The organism is Actinokineospora sp. PR83 (assembly GCF_021056305.1).
Lineage (GTDB): Bacteria > Actinomycetota > Actinomycetes > Mycobacteriales > Pseudonocardiaceae > Actinokineospora > Actinokineospora spheciospongiae.
Genome location: NZ_JAJCXD010000010.1, coordinates 1 through 19,564 on the forward strand (window position 1 = coordinate 1; position 19,564 = coordinate 19,564).

The window sequence follows — 19,564 nt, forward strand, 5'->3', positions numbered from 1 at the left end:
GCTGCCCGGTCAGCGGTTGGTGGGTGGCTCGGCCACTGCGCCAGCGGGTGCGGGCGGGCGGCAGGTAGTTGGCGGGGTGGCTGGTGGCGGGGTGGCTGGTGGCGGGGTGGCTGGTGGCGGGGTGGCTGGTGGCTGGTGGCTGGTTGCCGCTGCGCCGGTGGGGTTCGGGGTGGTCGGTTGGTGCGCCTGTGGGGTTCGGGTGGCCGGGCGGCTTCGAGACATGTCCTAGACCGCGCGTTCGTACGCCCGCCCCGGCAGTGCCCGGGGCGGGCGGCGGCAGCGGGCGAGCAGCACCAGGGCCTCGGCTTCCCCGCGCCGGTTGCCGGTTTCCCGGAACACCCGCACCGCCCGTTCCCCGAGCCCGCGGGCGCGGGTGGGTTCTCCGGCGCCGAGGAGCGTGCGTCCGAGGCCCAGTACGGCGTAGGCGGTGCAGCGCTCGTCGCGCAGTTCCTCCAGGATGGACAGAGCCGTGAGGAGTTCCCTTTCGGCGGCGGGGAAGTCCTGGTTGTCCCGGTGCAGTGCGGCCAGTTCGGTGCGCACCTTGGCTTCCCGGTGTGCGTCCCCGAGGTGGCGGGCGGCGTCGAGGGCGGCGGTCAGGCGGACCGCGGCTGCGTCCACCACTCCGAGGGCGCGGTATGCCGAACCGAGCGAGCCCAGTGTTTGCGCCACGCCGCCGAGGTCGTTGACCGCGCGGAATCCCCGCAGGGCCCGGCGGTAGTGCGGCAGTGCTTGGTCCGGCCGGTTTCCGACTCGGGCCAGGGTGCCGAGACCTGCCAAGGCGGATGCCTCACCGCGGTGGTCTTCCAGGGTGGCGGACAGTTCCGCGGATCGGCTCAGGCTTCGCGCGGCTGCTGAGTACTCGTCGCGGTAGAGGTGTACTTGGCCGAGGCCTCGTAGCAGGGCTGCTTCTCCCCGGGGATTTTCGGCTGCGCGCACCGCGTTCAGCGCGTGCTGGTGGGCGGTGTGCCAGTCGTCGTAGTGGCCGCGCAGGTCGTGGAAGGGGACCGATGCGGCGGCCAGTTGCCAGGCGAGTTCGGCCTCCCCCGCGGTGGCGGCGGACTCGACGGCGCGGACCAGTACGTGGCGGTGCGTGCCGAACCACTCCAGTGGTTTCGCCACCACCGCCGCCTCGACCGCCGGGGGCAGCGTCCACCCCACCGCTTCCCCGACCACCGCCCCGAACGACGTGGGCAGTCCTCGGGCGGCGCGCTTGGTCAGGGACAACAACGCGGAAATCGACCGGGCGAACGCGGCCGCGCGCTCCTCCGCCGCCTCGGCGTCGGCGACTTCCTTGGCGTAGCAGTGCAGGAGGTCGGGCAACCGGTACCGCGGCTGACCGTCCAACCCGGGGCCCGCCGCCGCGACCAGGTGGGCGTCGAGCAACCCGTCCAGCACGTCCGGTGCGGGGGACCCCAGCAGCGCGTCCACGGCCCAGGCCGGGAACTCCCGCCCCGGGAGCAGGGTCAGCCGCCCGAACGCGCGCACCCCCTCCTCCGGTAGCTGCCGGACGCTCAGCTCGAACCCGGTCCGGACCGCCAGGTCGCCCACCCGCAGTTCGCCCAACCGCCGGGACTCGTCGGCCAGCCGGTCCCGCAGCGTCCCCACGGTCCACCCCCGCCGCCCGGCCAACCGGGTGCCCGCGATCCGGATGGCCAGCGGCAGGTGCCCGCAGAACTCGGCGACGTCCGCCGCCGCTCCCGGTTCGGCCCGCACCCGGTCGGCGCCCGCGATGCCCGCGAGCAGGCGTGCGCTCTCCGCGCGGGCGAAACCGGTCAGCTCCACCGAGTGCGCCCCCACCAGCTCCGGCAGCCGCGAGCAGGCGGTGACGAGCACCGCGCACCCGCCATCGGCGGGCAGCAGCGGCCGGACCTGCGCGGCACCGGTGGCACCGTCGAGCAGGACCAGCACCCGCCGCCCCACCAGCCGCGACCGCAGCAGCGCGGCCCGCGCCGCAACCCCCTCGGGCAACCCGGCCCCGAACACGCCCAGCGCGTGCAGGAAGTCGGTCAGCACGGCCTCGGGCGCCCGCCCGCCGGTGGCCCCGAGGTCGGCGTAGAACTGCTCCGGGTACTCCCCGCGCAACCGGTGCGCCACGTGCACGGCCAGCGCCGACTTCCCCGTCCCCGGCGGCCCGGACACCACGGCGACCGGCGCCGCGTACTGCCCGGGCCGGGGAGCCAGCGCCCGCAGGAGTTCGGTCGCCGCCTCCTCCCGCCCGGTGAAGTCGGGCAGGTCCGGCGGGAGCTGCCGGACCGGCACGTGCTGCTCGCCGGGATCGCCGTGGCCGCCGGAAGCGGTGTAGGCATCGGAAGCGGTGTAGGCGCCGGAAGGGGCGTGGTCGCCGCGAGCATTGTGGTCGCGGTGAGCGGTGTGGTCGCGGGGAGCGCTGTGGTCGCGGGGAGCGCTGTGGTCGCGGGGAGCGCTGTGGTCGCGGGGAGCGCTGTGGTCGCGGGGAGCGCTGTGGTCGCGGGGAGCGCTGTGGTCGCGGGGAGCGGTGTGGTCGCCGCCGTGGAGGATTCGGGCCTGTGCTGCCCGCAACCCCGGTCCCGGCTCCACCCCCAGCTCGGTGACGAACCGCTCCCGCGCCGACCGGTAGGCCGCCAGCGCGTCCGCCCGCCGCCCGGAGGCCGCGAGGGCGTCCAGGTGGTGCTGCCACAACCGTTCCCGGTACGGGTGCTCGTCGAGCAGCGGTGCCAGCTCCTCGGCCACCCGCCCGTGGTGCCCCAGCCGCAACTCCAGCGCCAACCGGTCCTCGGTGGCCGCCAACCGCGCCTCGCACAGCGCGCTCAGCTCCGCCTCCCAGGCGGGGACGGCGGGCAGGTCCGCCAGCGGCTCCCCCCGCCAGAGCGCCTCAGCCCCCTCGAACAGCTCCAGCGCCACCACCGGGTCGCGCTCGGTCCGCGCCCGCGCGCACTCCCGCCGGAACAGGAAGGCGTCGACGGACTCCTCCGGCACCCGCAGCGCGTACCCGTCCCCGCTGCGCACGAGCGCCTCCGGTGCCACCTCGCGCCGCAGCCGCCACACGTAGGTCTGGAGGTTCGCCCCGGCCGAGGTCGGCGGCTCGTCCCCCCACAGCGCGTCCACCAGCGCAGCGGCCCGGACCACCCGCCCGGCGTTCAGCAGCAGGTGCGCGAGCAGCACCCGCTGCTTGGTCCCGCCGAGCCCCACGGCGACACCGCCGTCGTCCACGCGCAACGGCCCCAGCACCTGGAATCGCACGACCAGACCTTCCGAGTTCTCGGGTCCCAGCCCCCATCGGACGCCCCCCGCCCCCGCCCAGTTCCACCTGAGCCCGTCGCCCCCAGCCCGTGAGCCGTCAGCCCGTGCGCGTCCTCAGCCGCCCACCGCGCTGTGCCTGCCTCCCACCCTGCGTCGGTCCTCCCCGACCCACCACCCCACCCCTCCCCTGCGTGGGCCTCCGCGCCCCCAGCTCCCGCACCGGGCGGGGTGTCGGCCCGGGTCAGCCCGCCCAGGCGGCGACCACCTCGTCCAGCACCGTCAGCGGTAGCTGACCGCTGCCCAGGACCAGGTCGTGGAAGGCGCGGATGTCGAAGCGGTCGCCCAGGCGGGCCTCGGCCGCCGCGCGGACGCGCTGGATCTCCAGGCGGCCGACCATGTAGGACAGGGCCTGCCCCGGGTAGGCGATGTAGCGGTCGACCTCGTTCTCCACCTCGATGGTGGACAGCGGGGTGTTCTCGCTCAGGTAGGCGATGGCCTGGGCGCGGCTCCACCCCTTGGCGTGCAGCCCGGTGTCGACGACGAGGCGGCCCGCGCGCATGGAGTCCATGGCGACCATCCCGAGGCGGGCGACGTCGTCGGAGTAGAGGCCCATCTCCTCGGCGAGGCGCTCGGTGTAGAGGCCCCAGCCCTCGATGTAGGCGTTGACGTCGGCCAGGCGGCGCAGCAGCGGCAGCTCGGACAGCTCGATGGCGATCGTCTGCTGGAAGTGGTGCCCCGGCACGGCCTCGTGGAAGGCGGCGACCTCGGCGGTGAACCGCTGCCGCTCGGTGGGGCGGTCGGTGTTGGCGAAGTAGACGCCTGGCCGCAGCCCGTCGAGGGACGGCTGCATGTAGTAGGCGAAGGGTGCGCCGGGGGCCTCCGCCTCGGGCACCGCCCGCACCTGGCACCGCTGCCCCGGGAGCCTGCCGAACCACCGCGGTGCGACTTCCTCGGCCCTGGCCACCGCGGCCCTGGCGGCGGCGAGCAACTCCTCGCCGTCGCGCCAGCGCAGGTCGGGGTCCTCGCCCAGCCGCCGGAAGACCTCGGCCTGGTCGGTGGTGCCGAAGACGCGCGAGCCCAGCTCGGCGTACTCGGCGCGGAGCCCGGCGATGAGGTCCAGCCCGGTCCGGTGCAGTTCGTCCGGCGTCAGCGAGGTCGTGGTGTGCACCCGCGACAGGGCCGCGTACAGCTCCGCGCCACCCGGCAGGGCGCACAGCCCCGGCCGGTCGTCCGGGCGGCCGTGCTCGGCGACCTCGTCGACCAGCACCCGCCGGTAGGCCGCCAGGGCCGGTCGGACCACCTCGGCCACCAGCCGCACCCGCTCGGCCGCGAGCGCGGCGTCCTCGATCGGCTGCGCCAGCAGCGGGTCGGACTCGACCTCGACGGCCAGGCAGCGGTCCAGGTGCGCGACGGCCGCGTCGACGAGCCTGCGCACCGGCACCCGGCCCGCCGCCACCCCGGCGCGGTGCCGCTCGGCGACCGCGGCGAGGTACCCGGGCACCGCCCGCAGCCGGGCCAGGAACCCCTCGACCCGGGCGGTGTCCGGCAGCGGCAGCATCGGCAGGTACATCAGCAGCGCCGACGCCGGGCCGATGAACAGGTCGGTGATCGTGTACTCGACCACCCGCGCGTCCACCCGGTCCACCACCGCCCGCGCCTGCTGGGCGACCACCTTGGCGGTGATCGGGTCGTCGCCCGCCTCGACCAGGGCGTCGGCCCGCTCGGCGATGGCCAGGGCGGCGGCGCGCAGTTCGGCGTCGGCCGCCTCGCTCGGGTCGGCCAGCGCGTGGTCGTGGCCGGGCAGGCCCAGCAGGGTGGCGCCGAGCGGTTCCGCGGTGAGCTGGAGTTCGAGCAGCTCGTCGGCGAGGGCGAGTGTGGTCATGGTGCGTCCCCCCAGGTCGGTGATCGGTCCACCGAGGTTAGAACAAAGCCGGGAGGTGCGGATCGAGTTGTCCACAGGCCCGTTCCGCGCGGTGGACGCGCAGCGCTACCCGACTTCCGCGCTGTCGAGGATGTCCGCCGCGACCGGGTCCGGCACCGGTGCCGGGTCGGCCGGGCCGCCCGCGCGGTCGCGCACGACCACCAGCAGCGCCACGCCGCTCGGGTGGTCGGCGGTGGCGTTGTCGAGGTCGACGGCGAGGACGGAGATGGCGGCGCCGCTCGCCTCGCAGTCCGGTGTGGTCGGCTTGGTGCTGACGTTCGCCGTGAGCGTCACGGACTTCTTCCCGCCCCGCTGTCCTTCTTCGACGGCGGGAGCGCCCACCACTGTCCCCTGCGGATAGAACTTCTCGGCGAATGCGGTGGCGAACGAGTTCGCCGCCTTGGCCGGGTCCACGGTCTGCTTGTTCGAATTCTGCACCGCCGCGCTCACCGCGAACGCGCGCGAGTGGTCGGCGCCCGCGCAGTTGTAAGGGCCTGCCGTGGCACTGCCGGAGAACTCGACGCCCAGCACCTCCACCGTGCTCGACCCATCGACTCGCCAACCGGCGGGCACCCGGTAGGCGAGCCGGGCGGCCGCGTTGTCCACAGTGGTCCCGCCGCCCGGTGCGGTCGTCGTCGGCCTGGCGGAGGTGGTGGGCCTGCCGGAGGTCGTGGGCCCGGGCAGGCTGCTGGTGGGCGCCGGGTTCCCGGTGCTGGTGGCGGGCGGTGCGCTGCTGGTCTGCGGTCCGGCGACCGGGTCAGATGACCGGTTCACCAGGATGATTGTCACCACAGCCGCGACAATGACCACGATCGAGGTGACGCCCAGCACGGCGGGTAATCGGGATGGCCGTCGCGGGGGTGGCGGACCGCTGAACCCGCCCACGCCCGGGGGGACCGGCGCGTGGCCCGGGTGCCCCTCGGGTTGCTCCCACCCGTCTTCCCGCCACTGCGTCACAGGGCGACCCTAGCCGCCTGACCGGCTGTTCTCGCGGCTTTCCGTGGGTCACGCAGCGGTGGAAAGATAACGATTTTTTACTTTCATCAGGGGAAAGTGAACCCAACCTCGACCTGACGAACCCCACTCAGTAGAGTCCGTCCACGCTGAGCGGCGACCCCATTCCCTTTCGAGTGAGTGGATCTTGGTGTCGATCAGTGGCGGCCTGCTCGGGGGACGTGCCGCGGCGGGAATGGACATCGGGTTCGCTAGAAGGAGACTCATGGGCAAGCGCTTCACCCTCGCGCGTGCGGGGGCCGTCATGGCCGTCGCCGCTGTCACGGCGTCCGTCGCCGCACTCCCCGCAGCCGCCGACACGGCGCGCGGCAGGTTGAAGGACGGCAACGCCCCAGGCCTGATCGTGAACCTGAAGAACAACAAGGACGCCCAGGGCATCCCCCTGCTGCGCGACTTCGAACTGGCCGACGGCTCGACGCTGCGCGTCTACTGCGTCGAGATCACCGTCGACGCCTCGAAGGACGTCGACATGGTCGAGAGCGGCTGGGACAAGTACCCGGTCGCCGACTCGCCGTTCCACAAGAACCGCGACAAGATCAACTGGGTCCTGCACCACGGCTTCCCCGGCACCTCGCTGGAGTCGCTGGGCAAACTCCCGCTGAACTTCAACGACGGCCTGGCCCAGAACGAGGCCGTCTCCGCCACCCAGACCGCCATCTGGCACTTCTCCGACGGCGTGGACCTCGACCGCGACCAGCCGATCGACGTCAACGACGACGAGTACGACCCGGGCAGCGCCAAGGACGTCCTGGCGCTCTACGACTACCTCGTCGGCGACAAGAACACCGGCATCGCCGAGCAGGTCATCGGCGACCTGAAGATCAGCCCGGAGACCCAGGAGGGTTCCATCGGCGGTCAGGTCGGCCCGTTCAAGGTCACCACCAACGGCACCGTCACCGGCTTCAAGGCCGACCTGCCCGAGGGCGTCGAGCTGACCACCGCCGAGGGCAAGGTCGCCGACAAGGCCGTCGTCGGCAACGACACCGAGCTGTTCTTCAAGGTCCCGGCGGGCGCGACCCCCGGTTCCGGCTCGTTCGAGCTGACCGCCGACTCCCCCGCCGTGGAGACCGGCCGCCTGTTCGTCGGCGAGGGCTACGACAAGAACCCGGTCCAGTCGCTGATCGTGGCCTCCTCGGAGACCAAGCCGCTGACCGCCACCGCCAAGGCCACCTGGGGCGTTCCCCCGGTGACGACCACCCCGGTGACGACCACCGTGGCCCCGGTCGCCCCGTCGGCCACCCCGGTCCCGCAGGGCAGCCCGGGCGCCGACCTGGCCGACACCGGCGCCTCGATCCTCGTCCCGGCCCTGCTCGGCCTGGGCCTGGTCGGTGCGGGCGCGGGTGCCCTGATCTACCAGCGCCGCCGCAAGTCCGCGTAACGCGCGACTCCTTCGTGGAGCCCCCGACCGGTCGATCCGGTCGGGGGCTCCACGCGTATTACCGTCGGGCCGGTGAGCACTCCCGACCTCCAGGCGCCGCACTGGCTGCGGCAACTGCTGAGCCAGAAGCCGGTCCCGCTGCCGTGGAAGCGGTCGATCCGGGCGGCGCTGGCGCTGGCCGGTCCGATCGGCCTGGGGATGCTGCTCGGCCGCATCGACCTGGGCGTGCTGGTCTCCATCGGCGCGCTGTGCGTGACCTTCGCCGACGCGGACGGCCCGTACCGGTACCGGGCGCAGCGCACGGTCGGCGCCGGGGTCGCGGGCCTGGTCGGGTACACCGCAGGCTCGCTCACCGGCGGGCACCCGGTGCTGGTCCCGGTGGTGCTGGTCGTCGTCGCCGGGGTGTCCGCGCTGATCAGCGCCACCGGCAGCACCGCGTCCCTGATCGGGTTGCAGTTGCTGGTGTTCACCACCCTGGGCACCGGGCAGGCGGCGGACCCGCGGCTGGCGGCGACCTGCTTCGCGGTCGGCGTGGCGTACGCCCTGGTGCTGGCGCTGGCGGCGTGGCCGGTGCGCGGGGCGGCGGTGGAGCGGCGGGCGGTGGCCCAGGTCTACGACGACCTCGCGGCGGTGCTGGCCGCCTCCGGCACGGCCGCGGCCCGCCCGGCCCGCCGGGCGCTGACCCAGTCGCTCAACAGCGCCTACGACGCCCTGCTGGACGCCCGCTCGCACCTCGCGGGCCGGGACCGCGCCTACCGCCGCCTGTTCGTCCTGCTCACCGAGACCACCCCGGCCATCGAGGCGTCGGTGGCGCTGGTCAACGCGAAGAAGGAGGTTCCCCGGGAGTTCATCACCTACCTGCACGAGTCGGCCGACAACATCCGCAGGCGGGAACCCCTCGGTGAGCCGCCCGAACCGCCGGGGGACTCGCGGGCGTTCGAGCTGCTGCACACCGGCCTGCTCGCGGTCGTGGAGTTCCGCCGCGGTGACACCGCGCACGACGCCCGCCCGGCCGAGGAGCGGCAGACCCCGGGCGAGCGCCTCCGCGGCTGGCTCGACCGGGTGGTCACCGGTCGGGTGACCTGGCTGCTGGTGCTGCGCCTGATGCTGTGCGTCGGCCTGGCGGTGCTGGCCGGTCGGCTGCTCCCGCTGGAGCACTCGTTCTGGGTGGTGCTGACGGTGGCGATCGTGCTCAAGCCGGACTTCGGGTCGGTGTTCGGCCGGGCGGTGCTGCGCGGCATCGGGACCGCCGTCGGGGTGCTGCTCGGCGCGGGCGTGCTGGCCCTGGACCCGCCCGGCTGGGGACTGGTGCTGCTGGTGGCGGCCGTCGCGGCGGCGCTGCCGATCGGGCAGGTGCGCAACTACGGGATGTTCAGCACGTTCGTGACGCCGCTGGTGATCGTGCAGCTCGACCTGGCCAACGCGGGCAACTGGGGCCTGGTCGGCGCCCGGCTGCTCGACACCGTGCTCGGCTGCGCGATCGTGCTCGTCTTCGGCTACCTGCTCTGGCCGGGCAGCAGGCGCCCCCGGGTCGGCGAAGACCTGGCCGCGACCCTGGACGTGGTGGCCGAGTACGTCGAGGAGGCGCTGTCGCGGCGGGAGCGCTCGACCCTGCGCCGCAGCGTGTACCGGGCGCTGTCGGACCTGCGCACGGCCTTCCAGCAGTCGATCGTGGAGCCGTCGGCGGCCGGGCGGGCGGCCGCGGCGTGGTGGCCGGTGATCATCGGCCTGGAGCGGCTGGCCGACGCGGTGACCGGGCTGGCGGTGGCCATCGAGCGCGGCGCCTCCCCGGTCCCGGCGGCCGACACCGCGTGCCTGGCCGCCGCCGTGCGCGAGGCCGCGGCCGCGGTCCGGGGTGGTCGGTCGCCGCGCCGCGACCCGCTGCCCGACACCGGCAGGCTGGAGCGCGTGGTGGCCGAACTGGTGGCCGTGCAGGGCACGCTGCGCGGTCCTGAGCTGGTCGAACGCGGCCCGCGGCGGTTGTTCACCCTGACCGGTCGCCGTCGCCGGGCCCGCTCGCGCGGTTCCGCGCGGTAGGTAGATTGGGTCCCGTTCGGGAGTGGGAAGAACACAACCGGTCCGTTACCCTTCGTCAGGGTCCGGCCGTGAGATCAGTGCGGAGGCACATCCAGTGGGCATCGACTTCAACGAGCTCAAGAACAAGGCCGCGGGCCTGCTCGAACAGCACGGGGACAAGATCGAGGACGGCGTCGAGAAGGCGGGCGAGTTCGTCAAGGGCAAGTTCGGCCACGAGCAGCAGGTCGACCAGGTCGTGGACAAGGTCCAGGACCTCATCCCGGACCGCCCGCAGGCCCACGGCACCCAGGGCGACCAGGCGTGACGACGCCCGACGCGGCGGACCGGACCCCTCCCGACGGTGGGGTCCGCCCGCCCGGGCGCAAACCGGCGGTGATCACCTGGCAGGGTGGTCCGCCGACCACGCTGGAGTCGGTCCGGCTGCTGGTCGGCGACACCCGCCTGCGCGCCTCCGGCCGCCTCATCGCCGCCGCCGACCCCGAGTCCGACCGCGAGGCGTTCAGCGCCTCCTTCGAGGCCTCGATCGACAAGGGCGAGGCCGCGGGCCGCCTCCTGCTGCGCACGACCACGGCGGCGCAGGAGCGGCAGATCTCGCTGAGCCGCACCGAGGACGGCGTCTGGCTGGTCGACCACGGCACGGAGTCCGAGCGCGACGAGTTCCAGGGCGCGGTCACCGTGGACGTCGCGGGCGCGGTCACCTTCACCTCGCTGCCGATCCGCAGGCTGGGCGTGCACCGCACGGCGGGCGAGTTCGAGATCCCGGTCGTCCGCGTCTCCATGCCCGACCTGGCCGTCTCCCTGGTCACCCAGACCTACCGCACGGTGGAGATCACCGACCGGGGCGCGGTCGTCAACGTCACCCGGGGCGATTCCGGCACGGACATCGCGGTCGACCGGGAGGGCATCGTCGTGGACCACCCCGGCGTGGCCCGCCGCGCCTGACCACCGCGGCGACTCCCCGTGCCTAGGCCGCCAGTTCGAACGGCGCGTAGGTGACGGCGAACGCGGCGTCCGCGGAAACACCCACCACCTTCACCTCGACGGTGTGCTTCCCGGTGGCCAGCCCGCTCGTCGGCAGCGCCAGCCGCCACGTCCCGCCGACCCCCGGCCCGTCCACCACCGTGGGGATCGCCGCGATCCGCTCCCCGTCCAGCCGCACCTCGACCCCGGCGACCCCCGCCAACCGCCCACCCGCCCGCTGACCCGCCTGCCCGTCAGTCCCGATCTCCAGCACGAGCCGCCCCCGGGGCACCCCCGCGTCCTCGGCCAACGGGTTCCCCGCCGAGTCCAGGAACCGCGTGGTGGCCCGTGGCAGCGCGGGCCGAGTCCGGGGCAACGGAACGTCGGTACCGCTACCGGCCGCGGGCGACACCGCCCCCGGCTCGGCGATCAGGTCGACACTCGCGCTGATCACCCGCGTGGCGGCCACCCCGCGCCGCACCGGCCCGACCGCCCGCACCGACAGCCTGCCGCCCGAGTCCACCGCCAGCGCTTCCGGTGGCACGTCCGCGACGATCGGGTAGCGCACGCCCCTGGCCCGCGGTTGCCCGTCGACGGCGGGGCGGGCCGGGTACCGCTGCCCGGCCACCTCGACCTGGAACACGTCCGCCCCGGAGTCCTGCGGCACCAGCGTCAGCCGGATCTGCCCGCCCCGGTTCCCCTTGACCGGTTTGCCGCTGTTCGTCGTGGTCGCGGCGGTTTCCGGTGCCACCACCACCCGGCCGCCGTCGACGACCGGGGGCACCACCAGCACCGGTGGCGCCGTGGGTGCTCCCACGAACCCCACCAGGTCCACCCCCGCGTGGAGCCCGCTGCCGCCGCCGACGAACCCGAGCAGCGCTGTCGCCTCCCGCCACGCGGGTACGACGTCCCCACCGCCCACCACCACGCCGTCGCGCAGCACCCGGACCGCGTCCGCGCCGAACACCACTTCCCAGCGCGAAGTCACCCCGATTTCCGGTGTCTCCAACGGGGTTGTCGGCACCACGACCCCCGTCCGGGGTGTTCCGGGCGCGACCAGTACCTGCACGCTGCCGCCCGCGGGTTTCCCCACGACCCGCACCCGCACGGTCCCCGGTGGCAGCGACCCGTCGTCCTGCGCCCTCCCCGGTTCCGCGGGCGGCGGGGTCCCGTTCGGCGAGCCGTCGATCAGGTCGGCGGGGCCGGGCACGAGGTCGATCAGCAGTTCGCCGTCCTGCCCCGGCTGGTCGGTGTCCACGACGAACCGCCCCGGCTCAGCGCCTCCCGACAACCGGAACGGCGCTTTCGCCCGCAGCGCAAGGGGTTCGGTGCCGCACTGGGCGCTGACGACCAACCGCCTGCCGTCGGTGCCCTCGCCCCGGGTGGCCCGCCCGCAGTCGGTGGTGCTCGACAACCGCCACCCGACCGGGTCGGGCACGACGCGCGAGTCGAATCCATCCACATAGGACCAAGCGGGTGCCGCGGCGGGCTTCGTGGACCGGACGACGATGGCCGTGGGCTCGGAGCGCTGGCCGTGGGAGTCCACCGAGCGGATCTGGACGTCGTAGGGGGTGTCGTCGGTCAACGCGTTCAACTGCACCGCCGACTGGGCGATCAGGGCGCTGCTGTCGACAGTGCCACCGCCACCCTGCCCCCACCGCACGTCATACCCGACCGCGCCTGCCGCGGGCGCCCACCGCAGCGCCACCCGCCCGGTGTCCGCCGACACGGCCACGTCCGCGGGTGCCGCGGGGCGCGCGCCCACCGCGGGCACTACGACGCCGTCCCCGGCGAACTCCTTCACCACGGTCTGCGGGGCGGGGAGCGGCTTCGGCGCGGCGCCGCCGGGGTCCGGGGGCGTCCGCAGCACCACGACCGCGCCGCCGACCACCACCAGCCCGGCGGCGATCACCGCCAGCCGCCGACCCAGCCGCGGCCGGTGCACGGCCACCCGCTCGGGTAAGTCGTCCGGCTCCACCGCCTCAACCTACGGCGGGTGAGTCCCCGGTCACAATGGCTGCGCGGACACGGGCACTACTCCGCCAGGACCGGCAGCTCCGCCTTGGCCGCGCTGCCCTCGAACCCGGTGACCCGCCCGCCCTGGGCGCCGAGGCTGCGCAGCTCCTCCAGCGCGTCCTCCGCGGCCAGGTCGACCACCAGGTGCGCCCGGCCCGCGGCCCGCTGCGCCTCCAGCGCCGCCCGCCCCGCGTGCCCGGCGTTCACCGTGGCCCGCAGCGCGCCGGTCGACGCCAGCGCCCCGCGCGCCGCCCCCAGCTTGCCCAGCGCGTCGTCCACCGCCGCCAGCAGCGCGGGCCGGTTGCCCTCGCACATCGCCAGCACCAGCTCCGGCCGGGTGGCGGCGACCCGCGTGCCGTCCCCGAACGACCCGGCCGCCAGCGCCAGCGCCAGCGGCCCGCCGTCGGCCCCGCAGGAGGCCAGCACGGCGGCGAGCACGTGCGGCAGGTGCGAGATCCGGGCGACCGCCGCGTCGTGCTCGGAGGTCGTGGTGGGCACCACGTGCGCCCCGCAGTCCAGCGCCAGCTCGGCGACCTCCCGCCACACCGCCGGGTCGGTGTCCTCGTCGGCCACCACGACCCAGGCGGCGTCCTGGAACAGCCGCACCGACCCGGCGGACCACCCCGACACCGACCGGCCCGCCATCGGGTGCCCGCCGACGAACCGGGCGGACGGCGCGTACCGGGCCACCGCGTCCGCGACCGGCGCCTTCACGCTGACGACGTCGGTCAGCAGGCACTCGGGCGCGAGTTCCCCGACCTTGCGCAGCACCCCGTCCAGGGCGGGCAGCGGCACCGCCAGCACCACCAGCGCGTCCGCCGCCGCGGCCCTGCGCAGCGCTTCCTCCACCGACAGCTCCACCGCGTGGCCCTCGGCCCGGGCCGCCTCGGCGTCGAGCGCGGAGCCGGTGGCGCCCCACGCCTCCCGGCCCGCCGCCGACGCCGCGCGCAGCACCGACCCGCCGATGAGCCCCAACCCGATCACACACACCGAACGCATGGCGCAAACCTACTGGTGCGAGTGGACGGTCAGCCCGGCACACCCGGTCAGCGCAGCGCGTCCAGCGCGAACGCGGCGTAGGCGCTGACCCCGTTCGGCAGCGCCGCCTCGTCGAACTGGACCCGGTTCGAGTGGTTCGGCGGCGCCTCGGCCGGGTCCTGCCCCGGCGGGCAGGCGCCGAGGAACGCCAGCGCGCCGGGGACCTCCCGCAGGACGTAGGAGAAGTCCTCCGCGCCCATCACCGCGTTGGGCATGGTGCTGGAGTTCCGGGGGCCCAGGACCTCCGCCGCCACCCCGGCGACCCGGTCGGCCACGTCGTCGTCGTTGACGGTGACCGGGTAGCCCCGGTCGACGAAGACCTCCGCGGTGCAGCCGTGGGCCTCGGCGACGTGCGCGCAGACCTTCGGGATCTCCGCCAGCATCGTGCTCCGCGCCGACTCCGACAGGGTGCGCAGCGTGCCCTCCAGCTCCGCGGTCTCCGGGATGATGTTGTTCGTCGTGCCCGCGGTGATCCGGGCGATGGTCACGACCGTCGGCTCGAAGACGCTGATCCGCCGGGTCAGCACCGTCTGCAGCGCGCCGACCATGGCCGCCGCGGCGGGCACCGGGTCCAGGGCGTCGGCGGGCGCGGAGGCGTGCCCGCCCCGGCCGGTCACCACCACCCGGAACGCGTCCGCGGCGGCCATGATCGGCCCGCGCCTGCACCGCAGGACGCCGCTGCTCTCCTTCGAGGTGATGTGGATGGCGAACGCCCGCTCCACCGGCGCCACGTCCAGCAGCCCCTCCTCCAGCATGTGCCGGGCGCCGTGGTGGCCCTCCTCGCCCGGCTGGAACATGAACACCACCGACCCGCGCAGCCGCGACCGCCGCTCGTGCAGCAGCCGGGCCGCCGATGCGAGCATCGCCACGTGCGTGTCGTGCCCGCAGGCGTGCATCGAGCCCGGCACGGTGGAGCTGAACGGCAGCCCGGTCTCCTCCTCCAGCGGCAGGGCGTCCATGTCCCCGCGCAGCAGCACGGCCGGTCCCGGCTCGTCCCCGTCGAGCACCGCGACCACCGAACCGAGCGCCTCACCGGTGTGGACCCGCAGGTCAAGGCCGTCGAGGGCGGCCAGCACCGCGGCCTGGGTGGCGGGCACGGCCAACCCCTGCTCGGGGTGGCGGTGCAGGGCCCGGCGCAGCGCCACCGTCCTGGGTTGCAGGGCGTGCGCGGCTTCCAGCAGACCGGCGAACCGGGGATCCGTCATGCTGTTGATAGTGGCACCGACCCGCTCTTGGAGGGACTGCTTCTTCCGGGTGACCACCGAGCCGAATACGGTGTGCACATGTCGGATCAGGAGCCGGTACCGGGCTTCGGTGTTGCGGTCGTCCGGGAGGACGGCAAATGGCGGTGCGATCCGATGGATTCGTCCGCCCTCGGCGAGCTGGACGCGGCGGTGGGCGAGCTGCGCAAGATCAGGTCGACCGGGGCCGTGTTCGGGCTGCTGGCGGTCGACGACGAGTTCTTCCTGCTGCTGCGGCCGGGTCCGAGCGGGGTGTCGCTGCTGCTGTCGGACGCGGCCGCCGCGCTGGACTACGACATCGCCGCGGACGCCCTGGAGGAGCTGCGGGTCGACCCGCCGGAGGACGAGGACGAGGTCTGGCCGGAGGGGTCGCTGGACATCCTGGCCGACCTGGGCCTGCCCGCCCCGGAGCTGCAGGTGATCATCGACGAGATCGACCTGTACCCGGACGAGCAGCTCAGCATGATCGCCCAGCGGATCGGCTTCGACGCCGAGTTCAGCAAGGTCCTCGACGCCGTCCTGAAGTAGTGACCGGCGACGAGGACCTGGTCCGCGCCGCCATCGCGGCGGCGCGGGGCGCCCCTGCGTCCGGTGACGTCCCGATCGGCGCGGTGGTCTTCGCCCCCGACGGCACCGCGCTGGCCGCCGCCCACAACGCCCGCGAGGCCCTCGGCGACCCGACCGCCCACGCGGAGGTGCTGGCCCTGCGCGCCGCCGCAGCGGTCCTGGGCGACGGCTGGCGGCTGACCGGCTGCACCCTGGCGGTAACCCTGGAGCCGTGCACGATGTGCGCGGGTGCCGCGGTGCTCGCCAGGGTGTCCCGGGTCGTGTTCGGCGCCTGGGAACCGAAGACCGGTGCGGTCGGCTCGCTGTGGGACGTGGTCCGCGACCGGCGCCTCACCCACCGCCCGGAAGTGGTCGGTGGCCTGCTGGAACGCGAGTGCGCGGCGCTCCTGGCGGAGTTCTTCGCCGACCGCCGAAACAGGTGACGCCGGTCACAATGATGTGGAATCAGGCCGAATCCCGGCAACCCCTCCGGTGCGAGGGGCACGCAGCCCTCGCGGGAAGAGGAGGAAGCCATGAGCGTTTTCGACAAGGCCAAGGACAAGGCCGAGCAGGTCGTCGGCGAGGTCAAGGAGAAGCTCGGGCAGGCCACCGACAACAGGGATCTGGAGAACGCGGGGAAGAAGGACCAGGTCACCGGTCAGGTGAAGGAGTCCGGCCACGACCTGCGGGACAAGGCAGCAGGCGCCGTCCACGACGCCCAGGACAGGCTCAGCGGCAGGGGTTGAGCCGATCCTGACCCGGGTTGATCCCGACCGGGAACGCCGTCACCCCCCGGGGTGAGCGCAGCCCTCGCGCGTGAGCGTTCCCGACCGGAGCATCCCCGGTGCTGCCCCACCCACGAACCCGCCCCCACCCGACAGGGGGCGGGTTCGTGGCGTTCGGGGGCGGCTGTGTATTGTCTTTCGCGGTGGCGTGTCCGAGCGGCCGAAGGAGCGCGCCTCGAAAGCGCGTGACGGTTCACCCCGTCCGTGGGTTCAAATCCCACCGCCACCGCCAGCAGCACCGGAAGCCGGGTCTCCACGGAGACCCGGCTTCCGCCGTTTCCGCCCCTCGTTCTCTTGTCAGGCGTCTCCTGACGCTTGTAAGGTCGAGCCTGACACGAGGAGGGGTTCCATGAGCATGGTCCAGGAGCTTTTGATGCCCATCCGCTGTTCGTTCTGCCGCCGGTCCCAGGACGAGGTGGACAAGGTCGTCGCCGGGCCGGGCATCTTCATCTGCGACGGTTGCGTGGCCCTGGCCGCAGAGGTGATCGCGGGTGCGCCCGCCAAGCACGAGGCGGTCCTGCCGTGGGAGGTGGAGATGCCCCTCGACCAGGTGCTCGCCATCCTGGGCCCGGTGGCCGCGGCGGGCGCGCAGGTGGAGGAGAACCTCGCCGTCTGGGTGCGCAAGGCACGGGCGACCGGGGCGACCTGGGCGCAGGTCGGCGCGGCGCTGGGGATGACGCGGCAGTCGGCGTGGGAGCGGTTCTCCGGCGAGGAGTGAACCGGGTCGGGTGGCGCCCGCCGAACCCGAGGGTGGGTTGCGCCTTTCGTCGGTATCGGACACGCCCGATCGGGTCTGGGTGTCACTTCCGGTAGCAAAATTACCCGATCCTTGTGTCGTTGGTCTTTCCCCTTTCACCCATCCGGGCAAGGATGCGGGCACAGTCCCGGGAGGAAGGACCCCTCGTGAGCTCAACCGCGCGCCGCCCGCTGGCGCGACTCGGTGTGGCCGCGGTGTCGGTCGGGTTGATCGCCACCGCGACCGCCCCGACCGCCACCGCCGCGCCGAGTCCCGACGCCCTGATCGCCGAGGTCTACGGCGGCGGTGGGAACTCCGGCGCCACCCTGACCAGCGACTTCGTCGAACTCGCCAACGCGGGCGCGGCAGCCGTCCCCCTCGACGGCTGGAGCGTGCAGTACCTCTCGAGCGGTGCCACCGGTTCCTGGCAGGTCACCCCGCTGACCGGCGCCCTGCCCGCGGGCGGGCGCTACCTGGTCGCCGAGGCCAAGGGCGCGGGCGGCACCGTCGAACTCCCCACCCCGGACGCCACCGGCACCATCCCGCTGTCCGGCACCGCCGGGATCGTCGCCCTGGTCGACGGCACCGCCGCGCTGACCTGCAAGACCCCCGCCGACTGCGGCGCCGACCCGCGGGTCCGCGACCTCGTCGGCTACGGCAGCGCCGCCAAGGTGTTCGAGACCGCCCCCACGGCGAACCCCTCCAACACCACCTCGGCCGCCCGCGCCGCGCTGACCGACACCGACGACAACGCCACCGACTTCCCCACCGGCACGCCGTCGCCCACCAACTCCAAGGGCGAGACCCCCGGGGACGGCGGACCGCCGCCCGTCGTCGCGCGCATCCACGAGGTCCAGGGCACCACGCGCCTGTCGCCGTTCGACGGCAAGAAGGTCTCGGGCGTCACGGGGGTCGTCACCGCTGTCCGCGCGTTCGGCTCCGCGCGGGGCTTCTGGTTCCAGGACACCGCTCCCGACGCCGACCCCGCCACCAGCGAGGGCCTGTTCGCCTTCACCGGCTCCACCACCCCGGCGGTGGCCGTGGGCGACGCGGTGTCGGCGACCGGCACCGTCGACGAGTACTACCCCGACGCCTCGCCCACCGCCTCGGTGCAGCAGTCCACCACCGAACTGACCGGCGCCACCTGGACCGTCGCGTCGAGCGGCAACCCGCTGCCCGCCGCCGAGGTCCTCGGACCGGACACCGTGCCCACCGCGTACGCGCCGAGCCCGGGCGGCGGCATCGAGGCGCTGACCCTGGACCCGGCCGCGTTCGCGCTGGACTTCTGGGAGTCCCGCGAGGGGATGCGCGTCCGGGTCGACGACGCCCGGTTCGTGTCGCCGACCTCGGACTACAACGAGATCTGGGTGACCACCAAGCCGACCCAGAACCGCTCCGCGCGCGGCGGCACGGTCTACACCGGCTACGACCAGCCCAACAGCGGTCGCGTGCAGGTGCAGTCGCTGATCCCGTTCGCCCAGCGCCCGTTCCCGCAAGGCGACGTCGGCGACGTGCTGTCCGGCGCCACAGTGGGTCCGGTCGACTTCAGCAGCTTCGGCGGGTACGTCATCCAGGCGACTGAACTGGGCGCGCTGAAGTCCAACGGCCTCAAGCCCGAGGTGACCCGCGCCAAGCGCACCGGCGAACTCGCCATCGCCACCTACAACGTGGAGAACCTGTCCCCTGTGGACACGCAGGCCAAGTTCGACCGCCTGGCCTCGGCCGTGGTCGGCAACCTGGCCGCCCCGGACGTCCTGTCGCTGGAGGAGATCCAGGACAACAGCGGTCCCGCCGACGACGGCGTGGTCGCCGCCGACCAGACCCTCACCCGGTTCACCGACGCCATCGCCGCCGCGGGCGGCCCCCGCTACCAGTGGCGCCTCATCGACCCGGTCAACGGTGCGGACGGCGGTCAGCCGGGCGGCAACATCCGGGTGGTGTTCCTGTTCGACCCGGCCCGGGTGTCCTTCGTGGACCGACCGGGCGGCACGGCGACGACACCGGTCGAGGTCGTGAAGGGCAGGTTCCCGTTCCAGGCCCAGCTTTCGGTGTCCCCCGGCCGCATCGCCCCCGCGGACCCGGCGTGGAACTCCAGCCGCAAGCCGCTGGTCGGCGAGTTCTCCTTCCGCGGCCATCCGGTGTTCGTCATCGCCAACCACTTCAACTCCAAGGGCGGCGACCAGCCGCTCAGCGGACGCAACCAGCCGCCCGCGCGCAGCTCCGAGACCCAGCGCACCGCCCAGGCAGCCCTGGTGAACGACTTCGCCAAGAAGCTCCTGGCCGCCGACCCGCTGGCGAACGTGGTGGCACTGGGCGACTTCAACGACTACCAGTTCTCCCCCGCGCTGGCCCGCCTCACCGACGGCAGGGCGCTGCGCACGCTCATCGACACCCTGCCGGTGAACGAGCGGTACAGCTACGTCTTCGAGGGCAACTCCCAGGTGCTGGACCACATCCTCACCAGCCCGTTCATCCTCAAGCCGGACTACGACGTCGTCCACATCAACGCCGAGTTCGCCGACCAGGCCAGCGACCACGACCCCCAGGTCGTGCGCTTCCACCCGACCAGCATCCCCTGGCCGAACAAGTAGTCCCCGCAACGCCGGACGGGCCCGCACCGCTGCCGGTGCGGGCCCGTCCGCCTGCTCAGCGCACCCCGACCGCGCGGTGCGG

The 19,564-nt window shown here is 74.0% G+C and carries 15 protein-coding genes and 1 tRNA gene; 10 read left to right on the forward strand and 6 right to left on the reverse strand.

The genetic code is table 11. The features are described from left to right. Nucleotides 1-225: 225 nt before the first annotated feature. From L6E12_RS02945 to L6E12_RS02955, 3 genes are all read right to left on the reverse strand, one after another. On the reverse strand, nt 226-3,219 hold the full coding sequence (locus L6E12_RS02945) for a BTAD domain-containing putative transcriptional regulator (protein ID WP_236226312.1): 2,994 nt from the start codon (nt 3,217-3,219) through the stop codon (nt 226-228). Between the two features lie 241 nt (nt 3,220-3,460). After that, complete coding sequence (locus L6E12_RS02950) at nt 3,461-5,101, reverse strand: DUF885 family protein (RefSeq protein ID WP_236226313.1); 1,641 nt, start codon at nt 5,099-5,101, stop codon at nt 3,461-3,463. A 105-nt stretch (nt 5,102-5,206) separates the two neighbouring features. Beyond that, nucleotides 5,207-5,914, reverse strand: coding sequence for a hypothetical protein (locus L6E12_RS02955; RefSeq protein ID WP_236226314.1), 708 nt, complete (start codon nt 5,912-5,914; stop codon nt 5,207-5,209). A gap of 445 nt (nt 5,915-6,359) precedes the next feature. Between L6E12_RS02955 and L6E12_RS02960 the strand changes: the two genes are divergently transcribed. The 4 genes from L6E12_RS02960 to L6E12_RS02975 all read left to right on the forward strand — a co-directional run bounded on the left by L6E12_RS02960 (nt 6,360) and on the right by L6E12_RS02975 (nt 10,511). Continuing rightward, complete coding sequence (locus L6E12_RS02960) at nt 6,360-7,532, forward strand: thioester domain-containing protein (RefSeq protein ID WP_236226315.1); 1,173 nt, start codon at nt 6,360-6,362, stop codon at nt 7,530-7,532. Nucleotides 7,533-7,604: 72 nt separating this feature from the next. Continuing rightward, entirely contained in the window at nt 7,605-9,569 is a 1,965-nt protein-coding gene (locus L6E12_RS02965; protein WP_236226316.1) for an FUSC family protein, read from the forward strand. A 94-nt stretch (nt 9,570-9,663) separates the two neighbouring features. Continuing rightward, complete coding sequence (locus L6E12_RS02970; RefSeq protein ID WP_236226317.1) at nt 9,664-9,873, forward strand: antitoxin; 210 nt, start codon at nt 9,664-9,666, stop codon at nt 9,871-9,873. After that, on the forward strand, nt 9,870-10,511 hold the full coding sequence (locus L6E12_RS02975; protein WP_236226318.1) for a putative glycolipid-binding domain-containing protein: 642 nt from the start codon (nt 9,870-9,872) through the stop codon (nt 10,509-10,511). Before L6E12_RS02970 ends, L6E12_RS02975 begins: the two co-directional genes overlap by 4 nt. A 22-nt stretch (nt 10,512-10,533) precedes the next feature. On the opposite strand, the gene L6E12_RS02980 is transcribed toward L6E12_RS02975, so the two are convergent. From L6E12_RS02980 to L6E12_RS02990, 3 genes are read right to left on the reverse strand one after another with little or no spacing between them, the layout of a single operon-like run. Continuing rightward, a complete protein-coding gene (locus L6E12_RS02980; protein WP_236226319.1) occupies nt 10,534-12,507 on the reverse strand; it encodes a fibronectin type III domain-containing protein in 1,974 nt (657 codons plus the stop codon). Nucleotides 12,508-12,563: 56 nt separating this feature from the next. Beyond that, nucleotides 12,564-13,544 (reverse strand): prephenate dehydrogenase, encoded by a 981-nt coding sequence (locus L6E12_RS02985; RefSeq protein ID WP_236226320.1) that lies wholly within the window; start codon nt 13,542-13,544, stop codon nt 12,564-12,566. A 47-nt stretch (nt 13,545-13,591) separates the two neighbouring features. Then, entirely contained in the window at nt 13,592-14,788 is a 1,197-nt protein-coding gene (locus L6E12_RS02990) for a M20 family metallopeptidase (protein WP_236226321.1), read from the reverse strand. A 78-nt stretch (nt 14,789-14,866) separates the two neighbouring features. Here L6E12_RS02990 and L6E12_RS02995 point away from each other — a divergent pair, with 78 nt between their 5' ends. The 6 genes from L6E12_RS02995 (at nt 14,867) to L6E12_RS03020 (ending at nt 19,482) form a co-directional block, all read left to right on the forward strand. Further along, complete coding sequence (locus L6E12_RS02995; RefSeq protein ID WP_236226322.1) at nt 14,867-15,352, forward strand: tRNA adenosine deaminase-associated protein; 486 nt, start codon at nt 14,867-14,869, stop codon at nt 15,350-15,352. Further along, nucleotides 15,352-15,813, forward strand: coding sequence for a nucleoside deaminase (locus tag L6E12_RS03000; RefSeq protein WP_236226323.1), 462 nt, complete (start codon nt 15,352-15,354; stop codon nt 15,811-15,813). The genes L6E12_RS02995 and L6E12_RS03000 overlap by 1 nt, the downstream gene beginning before the upstream one ends. A gap of 90 nt (nt 15,814-15,903) precedes the next feature. After that, nucleotides 15,904-16,116 carry a CsbD family protein gene (locus tag L6E12_RS03005; RefSeq protein ID WP_236226324.1) on the forward strand — a complete coding sequence of 71 codons (213 nt, stop codon included), beginning with the start codon at nt 15,904-15,906 and terminating at the stop codon, nt 16,114-16,116. A gap of 181 nt (nt 16,117-16,297) precedes the next feature. Then, nucleotides 16,298-16,387: transfer RNA gene (locus tag L6E12_RS03010), tRNA-Ser, on the forward strand. Nucleotides 16,388-16,504: 117 nt separating this feature from the next. Continuing rightward, nucleotides 16,505-16,873, forward strand: coding sequence for a ClpX C4-type zinc finger protein (locus tag L6E12_RS03015; RefSeq protein ID WP_236226325.1), 369 nt, complete (start codon nt 16,505-16,507; stop codon nt 16,871-16,873). A 185-nt stretch (nt 16,874-17,058) separates the two neighbouring features. Further along, nucleotides 17,059-19,482 carry an endonuclease/exonuclease/phosphatase family protein gene (locus L6E12_RS03020; RefSeq protein WP_374201829.1) on the forward strand — a complete coding sequence of 808 codons (2,424 nt, stop codon included), beginning with the start codon at nt 17,059-17,061 and terminating at the stop codon, nt 19,480-19,482. Nucleotides 19,483-19,564 lie beyond the last annotated feature (82 nt).

What these genes read in the sequence shown, in the direction of transcription:
- L6E12_RS02960 (WP_236226315.1), top strand. Translation starts at nt 6,360, where the DNA reads ATGGGCAAGCGCTTCACCCTCGCGCGTGCGGGGGCCGTCATGGCCGTC.
- L6E12_RS02950 (WP_236226313.1), bottom strand. Translation starts at nt 5,101, where the DNA reads ATGACCACACTCGCCCTCGCCGACGAGCTGCTCGAACTCCAGCTCACC.
- L6E12_RS02985 (WP_236226320.1), bottom strand. Translation starts at nt 13,544, where the DNA reads ATGCGTTCGGTGTGTGTGATCGGGTTGGGGCTCATCGGCGGGTCGGTG.
- L6E12_RS02990 (WP_236226321.1), bottom strand. Translation starts at nt 14,788, where the DNA reads ATGACGGATCCCCGGTTCGCCGGTCTGCTGGAAGCCGCGCACGCCCTG.
- L6E12_RS02995 (WP_236226322.1), top strand. Translation starts at nt 14,867, where the DNA reads ATGTCGGATCAGGAGCCGGTACCGGGCTTCGGTGTTGCGGTCGTCCGG.
- L6E12_RS03005 (WP_236226324.1), top strand. Translation starts at nt 15,904, where the DNA reads ATGAGCGTTTTCGACAAGGCCAAGGACAAGGCCGAGCAGGTCGTCGGC.
- L6E12_RS03015 (WP_236226325.1), top strand. Translation starts at nt 16,505, where the DNA reads ATGAGCATGGTCCAGGAGCTTTTGATGCCCATCCGCTGTTCGTTCTGC.